This is a genomic window from Pseudofrankia saprophytica, from assembly GCF_000235425.2.
Lineage (GTDB): Bacteria > Actinomycetota > Actinomycetes > Frankiales > Frankiaceae > Pseudofrankia > Pseudofrankia saprophytica.
Window position 1 is genome coordinate 1,409,783 of record NZ_KI912266.1, and the last position, 16,574, is coordinate 1,426,356.

The 16,574-nt window shown below is 70.5% G+C and carries 10 protein-coding genes and 1 tRNA gene; all 11 read left to right on the top strand.

The genetic code is table 11. The features are described from left to right. The first annotated feature begins 74 nt into the window (after positions 1–74). The 11 genes from dnaA to FRCN3DRAFT_RS42930 all read left to right on the top strand — a co-directional run bounded on the left by dnaA (position 75) and on the right by FRCN3DRAFT_RS42930 (position 16,561). A complete protein-coding gene (dnaA, locus tag FRCN3DRAFT_RS0206120) occupies positions 75–1,619 on the top strand; it encodes a chromosomal replication initiator protein DnaA (protein WP_007511686.1) in 1,545 nt (514 codons plus the stop codon). 994 nt (positions 1,620–2,613) lie between these two features. Then, the gene (gene dnaN, locus FRCN3DRAFT_RS0206130) at positions 2,614–3,780 is read left to right on the top strand and encodes a DNA polymerase III subunit beta (RefSeq protein ID WP_007511690.1); all 1,167 of its coding nucleotides are present in this window, start codon (positions 2,614–2,616) and stop codon (positions 3,778–3,780) included. A gap of 9 nt (positions 3,781–3,789) precedes the next feature. Further along, positions 3,790–4,893: a DNA replication/repair protein RecF gene (recF, locus tag FRCN3DRAFT_RS0206135; RefSeq protein ID WP_007511692.1), complete on the top strand. Its 1,104-nt coding sequence runs from the start codon at positions 3,790–3,792 to the stop codon at positions 4,891–4,893. After that, on the top strand, positions 4,883–5,566 hold the full coding sequence (locus tag FRCN3DRAFT_RS0206140; RefSeq protein WP_007511694.1) for a DciA family protein: 684 nt from the start codon (positions 4,883–4,885) through the stop codon (positions 5,564–5,566). Before recF ends, FRCN3DRAFT_RS0206140 begins: the two co-directional genes overlap by 11 nt. Before the next feature lie 336 nt (positions 5,567–5,902). Beyond that, positions 5,903–7,843, top strand: a complete 1,941-nt coding sequence (gyrB, locus tag FRCN3DRAFT_RS0206145) for a DNA topoisomerase (ATP-hydrolyzing) subunit B (RefSeq protein WP_007511696.1) — start codon at positions 5,903–5,905, stop codon at positions 7,841–7,843. Positions 7,844–8,147: 304 nt separating this feature from the next. Further along, positions 8,148–10,640 (top strand): DNA gyrase subunit A, encoded by a 2,493-nt coding sequence (gene gyrA, locus FRCN3DRAFT_RS0206155; protein ID WP_007511698.1) that lies wholly within the window; start codon positions 8,148–8,150, stop codon positions 10,638–10,640. Positions 10,641–10,673: 33 nt separating this feature from the next. Further along, positions 10,674–12,083: a DUF3566 domain-containing protein gene (locus FRCN3DRAFT_RS57045; protein ID WP_007511700.1), complete on the top strand. Its 1,410-nt coding sequence runs from the start codon at positions 10,674–10,676 to the stop codon at positions 12,081–12,083. Between the two features lie 119 nt (positions 12,084–12,202). Beyond that, positions 12,203–12,276, top strand: a tRNA-Ile gene (locus tag FRCN3DRAFT_RS0206165). An 858-nt stretch (positions 12,277–13,134) separates the two neighbouring features. Continuing rightward, the gene (locus FRCN3DRAFT_RS0206170) at positions 13,135–14,394 is read left to right on the top strand and encodes a glycosyltransferase family 4 protein (protein ID WP_007511702.1); all 1,260 of its coding nucleotides are present in this window, start codon (positions 13,135–13,137) and stop codon (positions 14,392–14,394) included. Positions 14,395–14,397: 3 nt separating this feature from the next. Next, a complete protein-coding gene (locus tag FRCN3DRAFT_RS0206175; protein WP_007511704.1) occupies positions 14,398–15,201 on the top strand; it encodes a class I SAM-dependent methyltransferase in 804 nt (267 codons plus the stop codon). Further along, positions 15,188–16,561, top strand: a complete 1,374-nt coding sequence (locus FRCN3DRAFT_RS42930; RefSeq protein WP_007511705.1) for a prenyltransferase/squalene oxidase repeat-containing protein — start codon at positions 15,188–15,190, stop codon at positions 16,559–16,561. The genes FRCN3DRAFT_RS0206175 and FRCN3DRAFT_RS42930 overlap by 14 nt, the downstream gene beginning before the upstream one ends. Positions 16,562–16,574: the final 13 nt, after the last annotated feature.

Here is a 16,574-nt window from a genome sequence, read left to right on the forward strand (position 1 = left end):
GGCCGAGGGGACGCGACCCCGTCGCGCTCCGAACGCCGCGTCCGCCGACCTGGCCAACCCGCCGAGGAGCACCCGTGAACGACCGCGAACCGCCCTCTGCCACGGGTTCCCAGCGCCAGCTACCCCTGGGGGACGACCCTGACCTGCATGCTGTCTGGCGGCAGGCGGTGGCCGGGGTGGCGGACGGGACGCTGTCCGCGCAGCAGCGGGCCTGGCTGCGGCTGACCAGGCCGCTTGGCCTGGTGCAGGACACCGCGCTGCTCGCGGCCCCGAACGAGTTCACCAAGGACCTGCTCGACTCCCGGCTGCGCCCGTTCCTGGCCACCGCGCTGACCGCCGCGTACGGCCGGGAGATCCGGGTGGCCGTCACCGTCGAACATCAGACGGATCCCGAGCCGATGACCGGCCCGATGGTGCTGCCGTCGGCGCCGGTGGCGGTCACCCGCGAGCGCGAGGACCCGGCCCACGACGGGGCCGGCCGCGGGGGCGGGGCGCCGGAGCAGTTCCTCGACCCGTCGGCGCCGCCGATCCAGCGGGTGGCCACCGGGCTCGGCCGCGACCCGGAGCCGCGGCCGTCCGAGCCGGCCCGGCTCAACCCCCGGTACGTCTTCGAGACGTTCGTCATCGGCGACAGCAACCGGTTCCCGCACGCGGCCGCCGTGGCGGTCGCGGAGGCGCCGGCGAAGGCCTACAACCCGCTGTTCATCTACGGGGACTCGGGACTGGGCAAGACCCACCTGCTGCACGCGATCGGCCACTACACGCTGAAGCTCTACCCGGACTCCCAGGTGAAGTACGTCAGCACCGAGGAGTTCACCAACGACTTCATCAACTCGATCCGGGACGACCGGCAGCAGGCCTTCCAACGGCGCTACCGGGACACCGACGTGCTGCTGGTCGACGACATCCAGTTCCTGGAGAACAAGGAGCGGACGCAGGAGGAGTTCTTCCACACCTTCAACGTCCTGCATGACACCGAGAAGCAGCTGGTCATCTCCTCGGACCGCTCTCCCAAGCAGCTCTCCGCGCTCGAGGACCGGCTGCGCAGCAGGTTCGAGTGGGGGCTGATCACCGACGTCACGCCGCCGGACCTGGAGACCAGGATCGCGATCCTGTCGAAGAAGGCGGCCACCGAGCGGCTGCCGGTCCCGCCGGACGTCCTCGAGTACATCGCCACCCACATCCAGCGCAACATCCGCGAGCTCGAGGGCGCGCTCATCCGGGTCGCCGCGTTCGCCAGCCTGAACAAGTCCCATGTCGACCGCACGCTGGCCGAGATCGTGCTGCGCGACCTCATCCCGGACGCGACCAGCAGCGAGATCACCGCGACCTCGATCATGAACGCGACTGCGGCGTACTTCGGGGTCTCGATGGAGGACCTGTGCGGCACGTCCCGCAGCCGCGTGCTGGTGACCGCCCGCCAGATCGCGATGTACCTCTGCCGGGAGCTGACGGACCTGTCGCTGCCGAAGATCGGCCAGCAGTTCGGTGGCCGCGACCACACCACCGTCATGCACGCCGACCGCAAGATCCGCGGCCTGATGGCGGAACGCCGCGCCATCTACAACCAGGTCACCGAGCTGACCAACCGCATCCGCGCCGAGACCCGGCACCTCTAACCCCGGCCAGTGGCCAGTGGCCACTGGTTCCGCCGCTCCACGTCCCGCCGACGGGCCATAGATACCCCCAGGCTGTGGATATCGCTGGGTATGAACAGGCGTTGGCGTGAGCTTGCGCGCTCCGTGGACTCTCGTCGCCGCGTTCGCGGGCGATGGACGTTTCTTCCTGATTCTGAATGACTAGTCATCTGCTTCCGAGTGACTAGTCTGCCCAGGTCAGCTGGGCGCCGTACCCATTGCATCGGCCGGAGATCCGGCGAACGAAGCACTTCTTTCGCAACTGGCCCAGTCCGTCAGGAACAAACCACCGGGGCGCCCACAGCGGCCGCGAGACCACTTGGGTGGTATTCACCCACAGCTTGTGGACAAGCCTGTGGATGAACTGGGGGCGGGCTGCGGACAACCCTGCGGACGGGCTGTGGAGAACTGGGGACAGCCTGGGGACGACGTGGGGGCAACCGGTGGATGAACGGTGCATGGCGCCTGGGGACGGAACGGCCCTGTGGACGACGACCCGGCTCACCCACAGCTCCACCCACACGCTCTCCACCGTGCTCCTGGGCCCCTGACCTGCGCGAACGCTGGTTATCCCCAGTTTCCACAGGCCCTACTACTACGGCGATCCATTAAATTTTCCAAGAGATCAAAAGCCTGAAGTACTGGGCCCTGGGGACAACGCGCCGAGCGCCTGGTCTGGTCGGACGCCTCGCGCCCGGCCGCCGTGGTCTCCTGCGTGATCTCCTGGCCGATGCCTTCGACCGGGCTACCCGGCCGGGGTTCGCGTGGTGGCCGACAGGTCCACTCCCCGCCGAGGGGACGTGGACGTGACCGCTCCAGGCCACGCCAGAGAACCTTCGGCGCGCCGCCGCCCCGCGCCGACCTGCCCCGGTCGCTCTGCGTGGTCGCTCGCTTGCGCGGATGACTGGACCGCTCGCAGGGCTGTCGGAGGGCTCTGAGATGCTGGTTCGGTTCGTCGCCGCCAGAGGAGGCAGGCATGAGGTTCCGGGTTGAACGGGACGAGTTCACCGAGGCGGTTGCCTGGACCGCGCGCAGCCTGCCGAGTCGCACGGCTACCGCGGCCCAGCAGCAGGTGCTGACCGGGCTGCTCCTTGACGCGAGCGGGCCGGGCCTGGTGGTTGCCGCGTTCGACTACGAGGTGGCCGCCCAGGCGAAGCTGGAGGCGACGATCTCCGAGGAGGGGCGCGCGCTCGCGCCGGGCAAGATGCTCGCGGAGATCACCAAGCAGCTGCCCGCCGCGCCGGTCGAGGTGTGGACGGAGGGCAACGGCCTGGTGATCGCCTGCGGGAACGCGCGGTTCACCCTGCGGACCATGCCCGTCGAGGAGTACCCGGCACTGCCGCCGCTGCCGCCCATCACCGGCTACATCGAGGGTGGCGCGTTCGGCGCCGCGGTCTCCCAGGTGGCGGTCGCCGCCGGCAGGGACGACACCCTGCCGGTGCTCACCGGTGTTCGGCTCGAGATCGAGGGCGATGTCCTGACGCTCGCCGCCACCGACCGCTACCGGCTCGCGGTGCGCACTCTCAAGTGGCGTCCGGAAAGCCCCGACGCGGCTGGTGTCGCGCTCATTCCGGCGCGCACGCTGCTCGACACGGCCCGGTCGCTGTCCGGGGGCTCGGTCGAGGTCGCGATCGCGCTCGGCACCGGCCCTTCCGGCGAGGCGCTGGCCGGTTTCGCCGGTAACGGCCGGCAGACCACCACCCGGCTGGTGGACGGCCAGTTCCCGCCGTACCGCAAGCTGCTGCCCGACTCGTGCCCGCTGATCGCGGCGGCGGAGAAGGCTCCGTTGCTGGAGGCGGTCAAGCGGGTCGCCCTGGTGGCGCCCAAGACGGCGCCGGTGAAACTCGCGTTCACCGAGGACCATCTGGAGCTGGAGGCCGGCAGCAACGGCGGTGAGGCGCAGGCGTCCGAGACGTTGCCGTCGACCTACTCCGGCCCGGACCTGGCGGTCGCGTTCAACCCGGCCTACCTGCAGGACGCGCTGAACGCGATCGACTCCGACCAGGTCGAGTTCGGCTTCGCCAGCGCCGATGACGCCGAGGTCGCGGCGAAGAAGCCGGCGATCCTCACCGGCAAGGGCGCCGGCGAGGGCGAGGCTCCCGACTACCGCTATCTGCTCATGCCGATCCAGCTGAACGGCTGAACGGGTGACGTGCACGTCACGCATCTGCAGCTGGTCGACTTCCGGTCCTACTCGTCGCTTGAGCTGACCCTCCCGCCCGGAGTGGTCACGTTCGTGGGATCCAACGGCCAGGGCAAGACGAACCTGCTCGAGGCCGTCGGCTACCTGGCGACGCTCGGCAGCCACCGGGTGTCTGGCGACGTGCCGCTGATCCGGGAGGGCGCCGAGCGCGCCGTGATTCGTTCTCGGGTCGTGCGCGCGGAGAGGGCGGCGCTGGCCGAGATCGAGATCGTCAGCGGCCGGGCGAACCGGGTCCGGCTGAACCGCCGCCAGCTCCCTCGCCCTCGCGACCTGCTCGGCCTGCTGTCGGTCGTGCTGTTCGCGCCGGAGGACCTGGCGATGGTCAAGGGCGACCCGGCTGAGCGACGCCGCTTTCTCGACGAGCTGCTGGTGGCGCGCGCTCCCCGGCTGTCCGGGGTGATCGCCGACTACGAGCGGGTGCTGCGCCAGCGGACCACGCTGCTGCGGGCCAGGGGCGACCTGCGCACGCTGGACTCCTGGGACGAGGCGCTGGTTCGGCACGGCGCCGAGCTGCTCGCCGCCCGGCTCGCGCTCGTCGACGACCTGCGCCCCCAGATCGCCACGGCCTACGCGGCGGTGGCGGGAACCGAGACGTCGACGGCCGTCGGGGTCGACTACCGGTGCTCGGTGCCGTTGCCCGAGGGCGCCGACCGGGAGGCGATCGCGGGCGCGATGCTCGCCGAGCTGGCCGCCCTGCGGCCGCGGGAGGTCGAGCGCGGCGTGACGCTGGCCGGCCCGCACCGCGACGAGCTGGTCCTGTCGGTGGGCGGCCGGCCGGCCCGCGGCTACGCGAGCCACGGCGAGTCGTGGTCGCTCGCCCTCGCGCTGCGGCTGGCCGCCTTCGAACTGCTGGGCGCCGACGACCGCGGCCCCGTGCTGCTGCTCGACGACGTGTTCGCCGAGCTCGACACGCACCGCCGCCGCCGGCTCGCCGAGCTGGTCGCGTCGGCCGAGCAGGTGCTGATCACCGCGGCGGTCGGCGCGGACGTGCCGGAGGAGCTGGGGGGGCCACGGTTCACCGTGCGGACGGGGGAGGTCAGCCTTGCCGACTGAGCCAGGCGAACAGACGGACGGCCGGGCGGCGGTCGGCCGGCCCGGGCCGGCCGACCATCCTGGGCCGGCGGAACCGGCCGGGGCGGCCACGCCCAAGGGGGCCGACCTCGCCCGTCAGGTGCTTGCCGCCGCGAAAGCGGATGCCAGGGCCCGCGCACGCTCGGGGGGCCGAGCCGGCCGCAACCCCGACGGGAACGCCGACTCCCCGAACTCCTCGCGGCCCGACTCCCGTCCTGAGGGAACGGATGGCGACGACGACCGGGAGCCACCGCGCCGGCCGAGGCTGCCGGGAATCGCCGCGCCGGGGCGGGAGTGGCGCGAGCCCACCTCCCTCGGCACCGCCGTCGAGCGGATGCTCGCGGCGCGCGGCTGGCGCGCGAAGGCGGCCGACTCGACGGTGCTGGCGCGCTGGGATGCCATCGTCGGCCCGGACATCAGCGCGCACGCCACCCCGGTCTCGCTGCGCGACGGAGTGCTGGAGCTCGCCGCGGAGTCGACCGCCTGGGCCACCCAGCTGCGTTTCCTGGCCGGCCGGATCCTCGGCGAGCTGCGCCGGGAGCTGGGCCCCGACGTCGTCACCCGGATCAACGTGCGCGGGCCGTCGGCGCCCTCGTGGCGGCACGGGCCTGCTCAGATGCCCGGCGGCCGAGGGCCTCGCGATACCTACGGATAGCGGCCAGGCCAGCCGTCCGGGGGCTTCGCCCGCGTCGGCCTCGTCGATCCTCGCGCGCTGTGACGGGGCATTCGGGGAACGTGCCCGTTGGGCGAGCACCAGCCCGTAGCTGGCCCTCGCGAGCGGGAATCGGCGTGGATCGGCGCCACAGCGCGTCGGGCGCCCCGTGCGTAGGGGGGTTCGGTCAGGCCTCTGTCGGGTCGCTACGCGGACGTCAGGCGCCACCCTGCGTCTGTTGTGGCGGGTTGCCAGGTAGACTGATGAGGACTTCGGCCCATAACGAAGGGGCCCCACGAAGGGGCCTGGCGATGTGGCCTTGACGAGGGGACCCGGTGCGTGGCGTACGACGCTAGTTCGATCAAGGTTCTCGAGGGTCTCGACGCGGTCCGCAAGCGGCCAGGCATGTACATCGGCTCCACCGGGGAGCGTGGCCTTCACCACCTCGTCTACGAGGTCGTGGACAACTCCGTCGACGAGGCGCTCGCCGGGTACTGCGACACCATCAAGGTGACGCTGCTCGCGGACGGTGGCGTGCGCGTCGTCGACAACGGCCGCGGCATCCCGGTCGGCATGCACCCCACCGAGAAAAGGCCCACCGTCGAGGTCGTGCTCACGAAGCTGCACGCCGGCGGCAAGTTCGATGGCGAGTCCTACGCCGTCTCGGGCGGCCTGCACGGCGTCGGCATCAGCGTCGTCAACGCGCTGTCGACCAGGCTCGATGTCGAGATCAAGGTCGACGGCTTCGTCTGGGCCCAGACGTACACCGCGCAGCGTCCCGGGCGGCTGGAGAAGGGTGCGCCGCTGAAGAGGAGCGAGCGCACCGGCACCACGGTCACCTTCTGGGCCGACTCGGAGATCTTCGAGACCCTCGAGTACAAGTACGAGACCCTCTACCGGCGCCTGCAGGAGATGGCCTTCCTGAACAAGGGCATCTCGATCTCGCTGCGCGACGAGCGCGGCGAGGAGCCCGTCGAGGTCACGTTCATGTACGAGCACGGCCTCGCCGACTTCGTCACCCACCTGAACGCGACGAAGGAGCCGATCCACAAGACGATCATCGCGCTCGAGGCCAAGGGCAAGGGCATCGAGGCCGAGCTCGCGATGCAGTGGAACGGCGGTTACAACGAGTCGGTCTACACGTTCGCGAACACGATCAACACGCACGAGGGCGGCACGCACGAGGAGGGGTTCCGGGCGGCGCTGACCAGCGCGGTGAACATCTACGCCAAGGACCAGAACCTGCTCAAGCCCGTCAAGGCCGGCGCGAAGAACGCCGACGAGCGGCTCTCCGGCGACGACATCCGCGAGGGCCTGACCGCGATCATCTCCGTCAAGCTCGCCGAGCCGCAGTTCGAGGGCCAGACGAAGACGAAGCTCGGCAACACCGAGGCGAAGAAGTTCGTCCAGGAGATGGCGTACTCGGCGCTGCGGGACTGGTTCGACGCCAACCGGGTCGAGGCGCGGGCCATCGTCTCCAAGGCTCTCGACGCACAGCGCGCCCGGATCGCCGCCCGCGCCGCCCGTGACCTGACCCGGCGCAAGGGCCTGCTCGGTGGCACCGGCCTGCCCGGCAAACTGGCCGACTGCCAGTACACCGACCCGGAGCGCTGCGAGGTCTACATCGTCGAGGGCGACTCGGCCGGCGGCTCGGCCAAGGGCGGGCGTGACTCCAAGTACCAGGCGATCCTGCCGCTGCGCGGCAAGATCCTCAACGTGGAGAAGGCCCGTATCGATCGGGTGCTCAAGAACGCCGAGGTCCAGGCGCTGATCCAGGCGCTCGGCACCGGCATCCACGACGACTTCGACATCGCCAAGCTGCGCTATCACAAGATCGTGCTGATGGCCGACGCCGACGTCGACGGCCAGCACATCCGGACGCTGCTGCTCACGCTGCTGTTCCGGTTCATGCGCCCGCTGGTCGAGGCGGGCCACGTCTTCCTCGCGCAGCCTCCGCTCTACAAGATCAAATGGGGGCGGGAGGACTGGGAGTACGCGTACTCCGACCGGGAGCGCGACGGGCTCGTCGAGCGTGGCGTCGAGTCGGGGCGCAAGCTGCCCAAGGACGCGATCCAGCGGTTCAAGGGCCTCGGCGAGATGAACGCGACCGAGCTGTGGGACACCACCATGGACCCGGACAAGCGGATCCTCCTGCAGGTCACGCTCGACGACGCGGCCGTGGCCGACGAGCTGTTCAGCGTCCTGATGGGTGAGGACGTCGACGCCCGCCGCAGCTTCATCCAGCGCAACGCCAAGGACGTCCGCTTCCTCGATATCTGATCGGGACGAACCCTGTTCGCCGCCCGAGGCGGGCAGCCCTGGTCGCTGGCCTTTGGCCAGCTTCCCGGGCAGCCCGCGATGTCCGCCCAGGGGGGCGACCCCCTGGAACCCCCGATGTCGGGCTTCGTCCGACGGGGTGCCCGGCAGGGCGATCGACGGGGTCTTGGTCATGAGCGAGCGCGGCTGGCCGGTGCGCAGGCTGGCCGCGCTCGGTGGCACCAACTGCGACATAGCGCACTAACCGACTAGTTCCGTGCTGTTGGGGTAATAACCGACAGGTTCCGCACTGCCCTGGAAGGACATCGTGGTCGACGTACTACCGCCGCCTGGCGACCGGATTGAGCCGATCGGCATCGAAGTCGAGATGCAGCGGTCGTACCTCGACTACGCGATGTCGGTCATCGTCGGGCGTGCCCTGCCCGAGGTCCGCGACGGCCTCAAGCCCGTGCACCGCCGGGTGCTCTATGCGATGTACGACGGTGGCTACCGGCCGGACCGGGGGTACTTCAAGTGCTCCCGCATCGTCGGTGACGTCATGGGTAACTACCACCCCCACGGCGACACGGCGATCTACGACACCCTGGTGCGGCTCGCGCAGCCGTGGTCGCTGCGCTACCCGCTCGTCGACGGGAACGGGAACTTCGGCTCTCCGGGCAACGACCCGCCCGCCGCCATGCGGTACACCGAGGCCCGCATGGCCGCGCTGGCCATGGAGATGCTGCGCGACATCGACGCGGACACCGTCGACTTCGCGGCGAACTACGACGGGCGCTCCCAGGAGCCACTGGTTCTGCCGAGCCGGTTCCCGAACCTGCTCGTCAACGGCGCGGGCGGCATCGCCGTCGGCATGGCGACCAACATCCCGCCGCACAACCTGCGCGAGGTCGCCGCCGGCGTCCAGTGGGCCCTCGACCACCCGGACGCCACCGACGAGGAACTGCTCGAGGCGCTCATCGGTCTCGTCAAGGGCCCCGACTTCCCGACCTCCGGTCTCATCGTCGGCCGTTCCGGGATCGAGGAGGCCTACCGCACCGGCCGCGGCAGCATCCGGATGCGCGCCGTCGTCAACGTCGAGGAGAACAAGGGCCGCACCCAGCTCGTCGTCACCGAGCTGCCCTACCAGGTCAACCCGGACAACCTCGCCGAGAAGATCGCCGAGCTGGTCCGCGACAACAAGATCTCCGGCATCTCCGACGTCCGGGACGAGACCTCGGCCCGCATCGGCCAGCGCCTGGTCATCGACCTCAAGCGGGACGCCGTCGCCAAGGTCGTGCTGAACAACCTCTACAAGCACACCCAGCTGCAGGACACCTTCGGTGCCAACATGCTGGCGATCGTCGACGGTGTGCCGCGGACCCTGCGGCTCGACCAGATGATCCGTTACTACGTCGAGCACCAGGTCGACGTCGTCGTCCGACGGACCCGCTACCAGCTGCGCAAGGCCCGCGAGCGGCTGCACGTCCTCGAAGGCCTGCTGATCGCGCTCGACCACCTCGACGACGTGATCGCGCTGATCCGCAACGCGGAGTCGGCCGACGCCGCCCGGGTCCAGCTGATGGAGCGCTACTCGCTCTCCGAGATCCAGGCCACCGCGATCCTGGACATGCAGCTGCGCCGCCTCGCCGCCCTGGAACGGCAGCGGATCACCGACGAGGCCGCCGAGCTGCGCGCCCGGGCCGCCGAGCTCGAGGCCATCCTCGCCTCGCCGCAGCGGCAGCGTGAGATCATCAGCGAGGAGCTCAAGGAGGTCGTCGACAAGTTCGGCGACGAGCGGCGCACCCGGATCGTGCCGTTCGAAGGCGAGATGTCCATCGAGGACCTGATCGCCCAGGAGGACGTCGTCGTCACGGTCACCCGGGGCGGCTATGCCAAGCGGACCAAGACCGACCTGTACCGCTCGCAGAAGCGCGGCGGAAAGGGTGTGCAGGGCGCGGCGCTGCGCGAGGACGACATCGTCGAGCACTTCTTCGTCACGACCACGCACCACTGGCTGCTGTTCTTCACGAACAAGGGCCGGGTCTACCGGGCCAAGGCGCATGAGCTGCCGGAGCAGGCCCGCAGCGCCAAGGGCCAGCACGTGGCGAACATCCTCGCCTTCGGCCAGGACGAGCGCATCGCCGAGGTGATGGCGATTCACGACTATCAGGCCGCGCCCTACCTGGTGCTCGCCACCAAGCGCGGGCTGTGCAAGAAGTCCGCGCTCGCGGACTTCGACTCGAACCGCACCGGTGGCCTCGTCGCGATCAACCTGCGCGAGGACGACGAGGTGATCGGCGCCAGGCTCGTCGGCGCGGAGGACGACCTGCTGCTGGTCAGCCGCAACGCCCAGTCGATCCGTTTCCACGCCGACGACGAGCAGCTGCGCCCGATGGGCCGCGCCACCGCCGGAGTGATCGGCATGCGGTTCGACGCCGCCGACGAGCTGCTCTCGATCGCCGTCGTCAAGCCGGACCTGCGGGCCGACCTGCTGGTGGCGACCAGTGGCGGCTACGCCAAGCGGACGCCGCTGGGCGAGTACCCGGTCCAGGGCCGCGGCGGCAAGGGCGTGCTCACCGCGAAGATCGTCTCCAGTCGTGGCAACCTTGTCGGGGCGCTCGTCGTCGAGCCTGACGATCAGCTTTATGCCATCGCGTCGAACGGTGGCGTCTTGCGTACCGTAGCCAAGGACGTCCGCAGGGCGCAGCGCCAGACGATGGGCGTGAAGCTGATCGACCTTGAGCCCGGTGTGCAGGTCGTGGGCGTCGCGCGTAATGCTGATGCCGAGGACGTCGAGGGCGACGAGCCGGCGGCCGGCTGACGGCGGGGCTGACGGGCAGCTGAGGGGAGACGCGTGAGCGACAAGGACGAACGGTCGGGTAGGGCCGGCGCGCTCCCGGCGACCGCCACCGACGACGAGGGCTCAGCATCGGGCAACGGCAACCCGTTCTTCGAGCGGCCGGGGAGCAAGAACGACTCGGCCCCCACCCGGTCGCCCGCCGACAGCGCTCCCGCCAGGACGGCGACGAAGACGCCCACGTCGCCAGGAACTGGCGTGGGCGAGGCCGACGTTGAGAAGACCGCGGTCGTGCGGTCCGTGACCTCGTCGGCGGCGTCGGCCGCGGCGAAGAAGGCCCCGGCGAAGACGACCACGCTGGACGCGAAGCCGTCGCCGTCCGCGTCCGCGGCGACGGCAACGGTCCCCGCTCCGGTTGTACCCCCGCCGCCGAGCGCGGACAAGGGCGGTTCGGACCGCTCTGACCGGTCGGAGCCTTATGCCGCGGCTGGCCGCGGCGCGCCGGCCAAACCGGCCGGAGCGGACCAGCAGGCGCAACCTCCGCGCGACCCCGACACGATGGCCATCGTGCGTAACCCAGCTCGGGGCCCGGAGAAGGCGCGCGACGCCGGCCGCGATGCCCGTGCCCGCGGCGGTGCCGCCGAGCCCGCGGAGCAGCGGGACCGGCCAGAGCGCGCCGCGCCGCGGCCAGAGCGTGCCGACCGTCCGGGCGCCGCCGACACCCGCAAGGTCGCCGCCGTCGCCGCCCCCGGTCCCGACCCGGACCGGACCGTCGCGGAGCCGGTGAAGCCCGACCTGGCCAAGCCGTCTCGCGCTCCCGCCGTCCCAGCCGAACGCGTGCCGGCGCCGACGTCCGCCAGCCGTCCCGCCGGGCCGGTGGGTGCGCCGCTGGGTAGCCCGGGGCTCGACCGTGGGCGCGCCGACCAGGAATGGGCGAGGCCACCGCGCGACGGTCGCCAGGACCCCGGCGCCGCCGGTTACCCCGGGCCGACCGGTCACCAGGGCCAGCCCGGCCGGTACGACCGGCCGGAGCCGGCGCGCCAGGACCCGCGCCAGGACTACGTGGACGGCTACCAGGAGGGTGAGGACGACCTCAGCCAGGTTGGCGCCGGCCGACGCGCCAAGCTGCGGCTCACCCGGGTCAGCCCGCTGACCGTGACCAGGCTGGCGTTCGCGTTCTCGCTGTGCGTCTTCCTCGTCATCATGGTCGCCGTCGCGGTGCTCTGGTTCGTCCTGAACTCGATCGGCGTCTTCGACAGCATCGTCGAGGCGGCGGGCACGCTGACCACGGACGAGAGCCACAACGTCAGCTCCTGGCTGTCGTTCGGCCGCGCCATGCAGATCAGCCTGCTCATCGGCGCGATCAACGTCATCCTGATCACGTTGCTGTCCACGCTCGGCGCACTTCTCTACAACCTCTGCTCCGACATGATCGGCGGCATCGAGGTCACCCTCAGCGACCGCTGACGTCCCGGCGGCGCCGCCCACAGCGGCGCCGCCATCCTGTACTCTTGGCTCCGGCAGGAGCTCTTCGCCCCCTTGGGGCCCTTGGATATCCTGTAGGCTGCGACGCAGACGTGACATACGGACCTATAGCTCAGTCGGTTAGAGCGCTTCCCTGATAAGGAAGAGGCCGGTGGTTCAAGTCCACCTAGGTCCACTCGAGCTGGTTTCCGCTGCTTGTTGACCTTTGGTCAACTTCGCCGGGGGCCGTTATTTTGCTCCGGGGCCGAGCCCCGGACCCCACGCCAGGGGGCTTCGCCCCTGGACCCCTGGATCGTTTGGGCTACGTTGCGTTGCTCGTTGACCTTTGGTCAACTTCGTTGGGGCCGCTGTTTTGCTCCGAGGCCCGGGGCTCGCGCCAGGGGGCTTCGCCCCTGGGCTTCCGGGTCGTCTGGGTTATGTTGCTTTTGTTTCTTGCTTGGTTTTTGGCTTCCGGGGTGGAGGGCTGCGGGGGAGGCTTGTCCTCTGGGGTGTTTGTGGTTTTTTTTGAGGTGACCGGGGTTTTGTTTGTGGCGGAAGTTTGTTTCTCGTCTTGCGGATGATGATGGTCTTTGTTTGAGGCTGGCTTGGGTCGGGGATGCGTGGGCTCGTCGTGGTTGGCGTGATCTTGAGCCATCCATCGCCGACGCCTGGGGCTCGGATCGGGATGGTGCGCGTGTCGGTGCGTGGCCGGGCGGAGCGCGACAGTGCCCGATTTGGGGGCGCAGACATGGGGCCGATTCGAGTTCGTGCTCTGATTTTTTAGGGCGTTGCGCTACGCAACCACTTGATTGCTTACCGAAGGTAGCGGGTAACCACTTTGGGTGTCTGCCCTCTCACCGCTTCGGTGGGAACGGGGACGGTCGGACTGATCGATTCGTCCGCAATGGACCGACTCGTCACGGGGACGGCGGCGAGGTTGGGGAGCGGGTCCGATGTGCAGGAAGATCGGACCAATCTGTCCTAATGTGACAAGTCACGGCGCTGCTCTCGACAGGTTGGCGAGAGAGAGCCTGAAGCTTGGGAGGGCGCACCGTTGCGGATCGCGTTGCTGTCGTACCGCAGTCTCCCCACCTGTGGGGGCCAGGGCGTGTACATCCGCCAGATGTCCCGCGAGCTCATCGGCCTCGGCCATGAGGTGACAGTGTTCAGCGGGCCGCCGTACCCGGTCGTGGACGAAGGGGTCGAGCTTCAGCGGCTACCGAGCCTGGACCTGTGGAGCGAGCCGAACCCGCTGCGCTGGCCGTCGCCGCGTGAGCTACGGGACGCGGCCTCGATGGCCGAGTTCGTGATGATGCGGACGGGCCAGTTCTCCGAGCCGCTCGCGTTCAGCCTGCGCGCGAACAAGGCGGTGCGGCCGCGCAAGGGCACGCCGCCGCCGTTCGACATCGTGCACGACAACCAGACGCTGGGATACGGGCTGCTGTCGCTGCGCAGGGCGCTCGAGCCGCATCGCATCCCGCTCGTCGCGACGTTGCACCACCCGATCACCGTCGACCGCCGGTTGCACCTGGAGGCGACGAAGGGGCTCAAGGCCCGCTTCGGGGTCCGTCGCTGGTACTCGTTCCTTCCGATGCAGGCTCGGGTCGCCCGCCGGCTGGACGGCATCGTCCTACCGTCCGAGAGCTCGCGGACCGACGTCATCGCCGAAATGGGCATCCCGTCCGAGCGGATGCACACGGTGCCGCTCGGTACCGATCATGAGGTTTTCTCGCCCAATCCGGCCGTGGCCAAGGTTCCCGGCCGGATCGCCGTGGTCACCAGCGCGGACGTCCCCCTCAAAGGGCTGCTGGTGCTGCTCGAGTCGCTCGCGAAGATCAGGGTCGAGCGGGAGAACGCGCACGTCGTCTGCGTGGGCAAGGCCCGTCCCGGTGGCGCCGCCGCGCGCCAGGTCAGCGAGCTGGGCCTGACCGACGCGGTCACCTTCCGGTCCAACCTCGAACAGTCCGAGCTCGTCGACCTGCTGCGGTCCGCCGAGGTCGCGGTCGTGCCGTCGCTGTACGAGGGCTTCAGCCTGCCGGCCGTCGAGGAGATGTCCTGCGGGCTGCCGCTCGTCGCGACCACCGCTGGCGCGCTGCCGGAGGTGACCGGGCCGGACGGCGAGGCGGCTCTCACCGTGCCACCCGGCGACCCGGACGCGTTGGCTGTGGCCATCAGCCGGCTGCTGGGCGACCCGGAGCTGCGGGCCCGGCTTGGCGCCGGCGGGCGCCGCCGCGTCGAGGAGCGGTTCTCCTGGCGGGTGGCCACCGCCGCGACCGCCGACTGGTACGCCGAGCGAATCGCGGCGCTTCGGTAACCGATGCTGACAGTCGACTTCGACCAGTTCCCGGTCGGCCCTGGCGAGCGTGTCCTCGACCTGGGCTGCGGGGCCGGTCGGCATACGTTCGAGGCGTACCGCCGTGGCGCGGACGTCGTGGCGCTCGACTATTCGTTTGGCGACGTGCAGGCGGTGGGCGGGATGCTCGCCGCGATGGCGGCCGAGGGCCAGGTGCCGGAACGGACGCGGGCGGGCGCGGTGCGCGGCGACGCGTTCGGCCTGCCGTTCGCCGACGCGACGTTCGATCGGGTGATCGCCGCCGAGATCCTCGAGCACCTGCCGGCGGACGAGAAGGCGATGGCCGAGCTGGCCCGGGTGCTGCGACCCGGTGGGCTCGCGGCCGTGACGGTCCCGGCCTGGCTGCCGGAACGGGTGTGCTGGGGCCTGTCCACCGGCTACCACACGGTCGAGGGTGGCCACGTGCGCATCTACCGCCGCGACGAGCTGGTCGGGCGGCTGACGGCCACCGGCCTGGAGTACATCGGCGGGCACCAGGCGCATGCCCTGCACTCGCCGTACTGGTGGCTGCGTTGTCTCGTCGGTGTCCATGACGACGACCATCCGGCCACGAAGCTTTACCACCGCCTGCTGGTCTGGGACATGATGAAGCGCCCCAAGCTGACCCGGTGGGCCGAGCAGGTACTCAACCCGATATTGGGGAAGAGCGTGGTCCTCTACCTGCGCAAACCGCTCGTTGTGCCCGGCCCGGCGTCCGAGCCCAACGAGACGCAGGCAGCGGCCGCCACGCTCACGAAACTGGAGGAGACCAGCCGTGGTGTCGGCTGACCAACCCGATCCGCATCTGGTCCGGCCGGACGGACTCACGATGCCCGCCCTGCCCGACCATCCCGGTCAGCGGCCGGGCTGGCCCGAGCAGATCCGGCGGCCCGACCGCCCCGCCCGGCCCGCACCGGCACCGTGGCCCGCGCCACTGCTGACCCGGGCCGAGATCGTCGAGACGGCCGACGCGCTCGTCACCATGCAGGAGCCGGACGGCGCGATCCCCTGGTTCGCCGGCGGCCACACCGAGGCCTGGGACCATCTCGAGTGCGTGATGGCGCTCGAGGTCGGCGGTCGGCAGGACGCCGCCAGCCGGGGCTGGGACTGGCTGGTGCGCAACCAGCGTCCCGACGGCTCCTGGGCCGGCAGCACGGTCGGTGGCGTGGTCAAGCAGGACCACGCGGACAGCAACCAGTGCGCCTATGTCGCCACCGCGGTCTGGCACCACTGGCGGCGCACCGGCGACCGCGCGTTCGTCACCCGGATGTGGCCCGTGGTCAGGGCCGCGCTGGACTTCGTGGTCGACATGCAGGCCCCCAGCGGCCAGATCTGGTGGGCCCGGTCGACCGACGGCAGCGACTACCCGGCGGCGCTGGTCACCGGCTGCGCCAGCACCCTGCACAGCCTGCGCTGCGGGCTCGGCCTCGCCGACCTCGTAGGTGAGGCGCAGCCCGGCTGGGAACTGGCCACCGGCGCGCTCGCGCACGCGGTGCGGGCCCATCCCGAGTACTTCCTGCCGACCGATCGCTGGTCGATGGACTGGTACTACCCGGTGATCGGCGGCGCGCTGAAGGGTGCCGAGGGCCTGGCCCGGCTACACGCACGCTGGGACGACTTCGTCGTCGACGGCCTGGGTATCCGGTGCGTGGATGACGAGCCATGGGTCACCGGTGCCGAGACGTGCGAGCTCGCGATCGCGATGCACCTGGTCGGAGAGACGGCCGCGGCGCGCACGCTCGTCGACGACATGCAGCACCTGCGCCACGACAACGGCGCCTACTGGACCGGCTGGCAGTTCGAGACCGGCTGCCACTGGCCGGTGGAGCACAGTTCCTACACGGCGGCCGCCGTCATCCTCGCCGTCGACGTGCTCGCCGGCGGCGTCAGCGAGGCTGTCTTCCGCGGCGACGACCTGCCCGAGCCGATGACCATCCTGGAGCCCGTCGAGGGCGGGGACAGGTTCCTCTCCAGGCCCGCGGCCCCGCCGACGGGCCGGCTCACGGGCCGGGTCCCGCCGCTCCCGCGTAGCCGGGACCAGCTGGAACTTGCCTGCGACTGCGAGCCGGCCCCGCTGCTCGCCACCTGGGCCAGCGGCCCGCTCGCCGACCGCCTCACCGAGGGGCGTCGACAGCAGGTAGCGGGTTAGCCCAGGTAGCGGG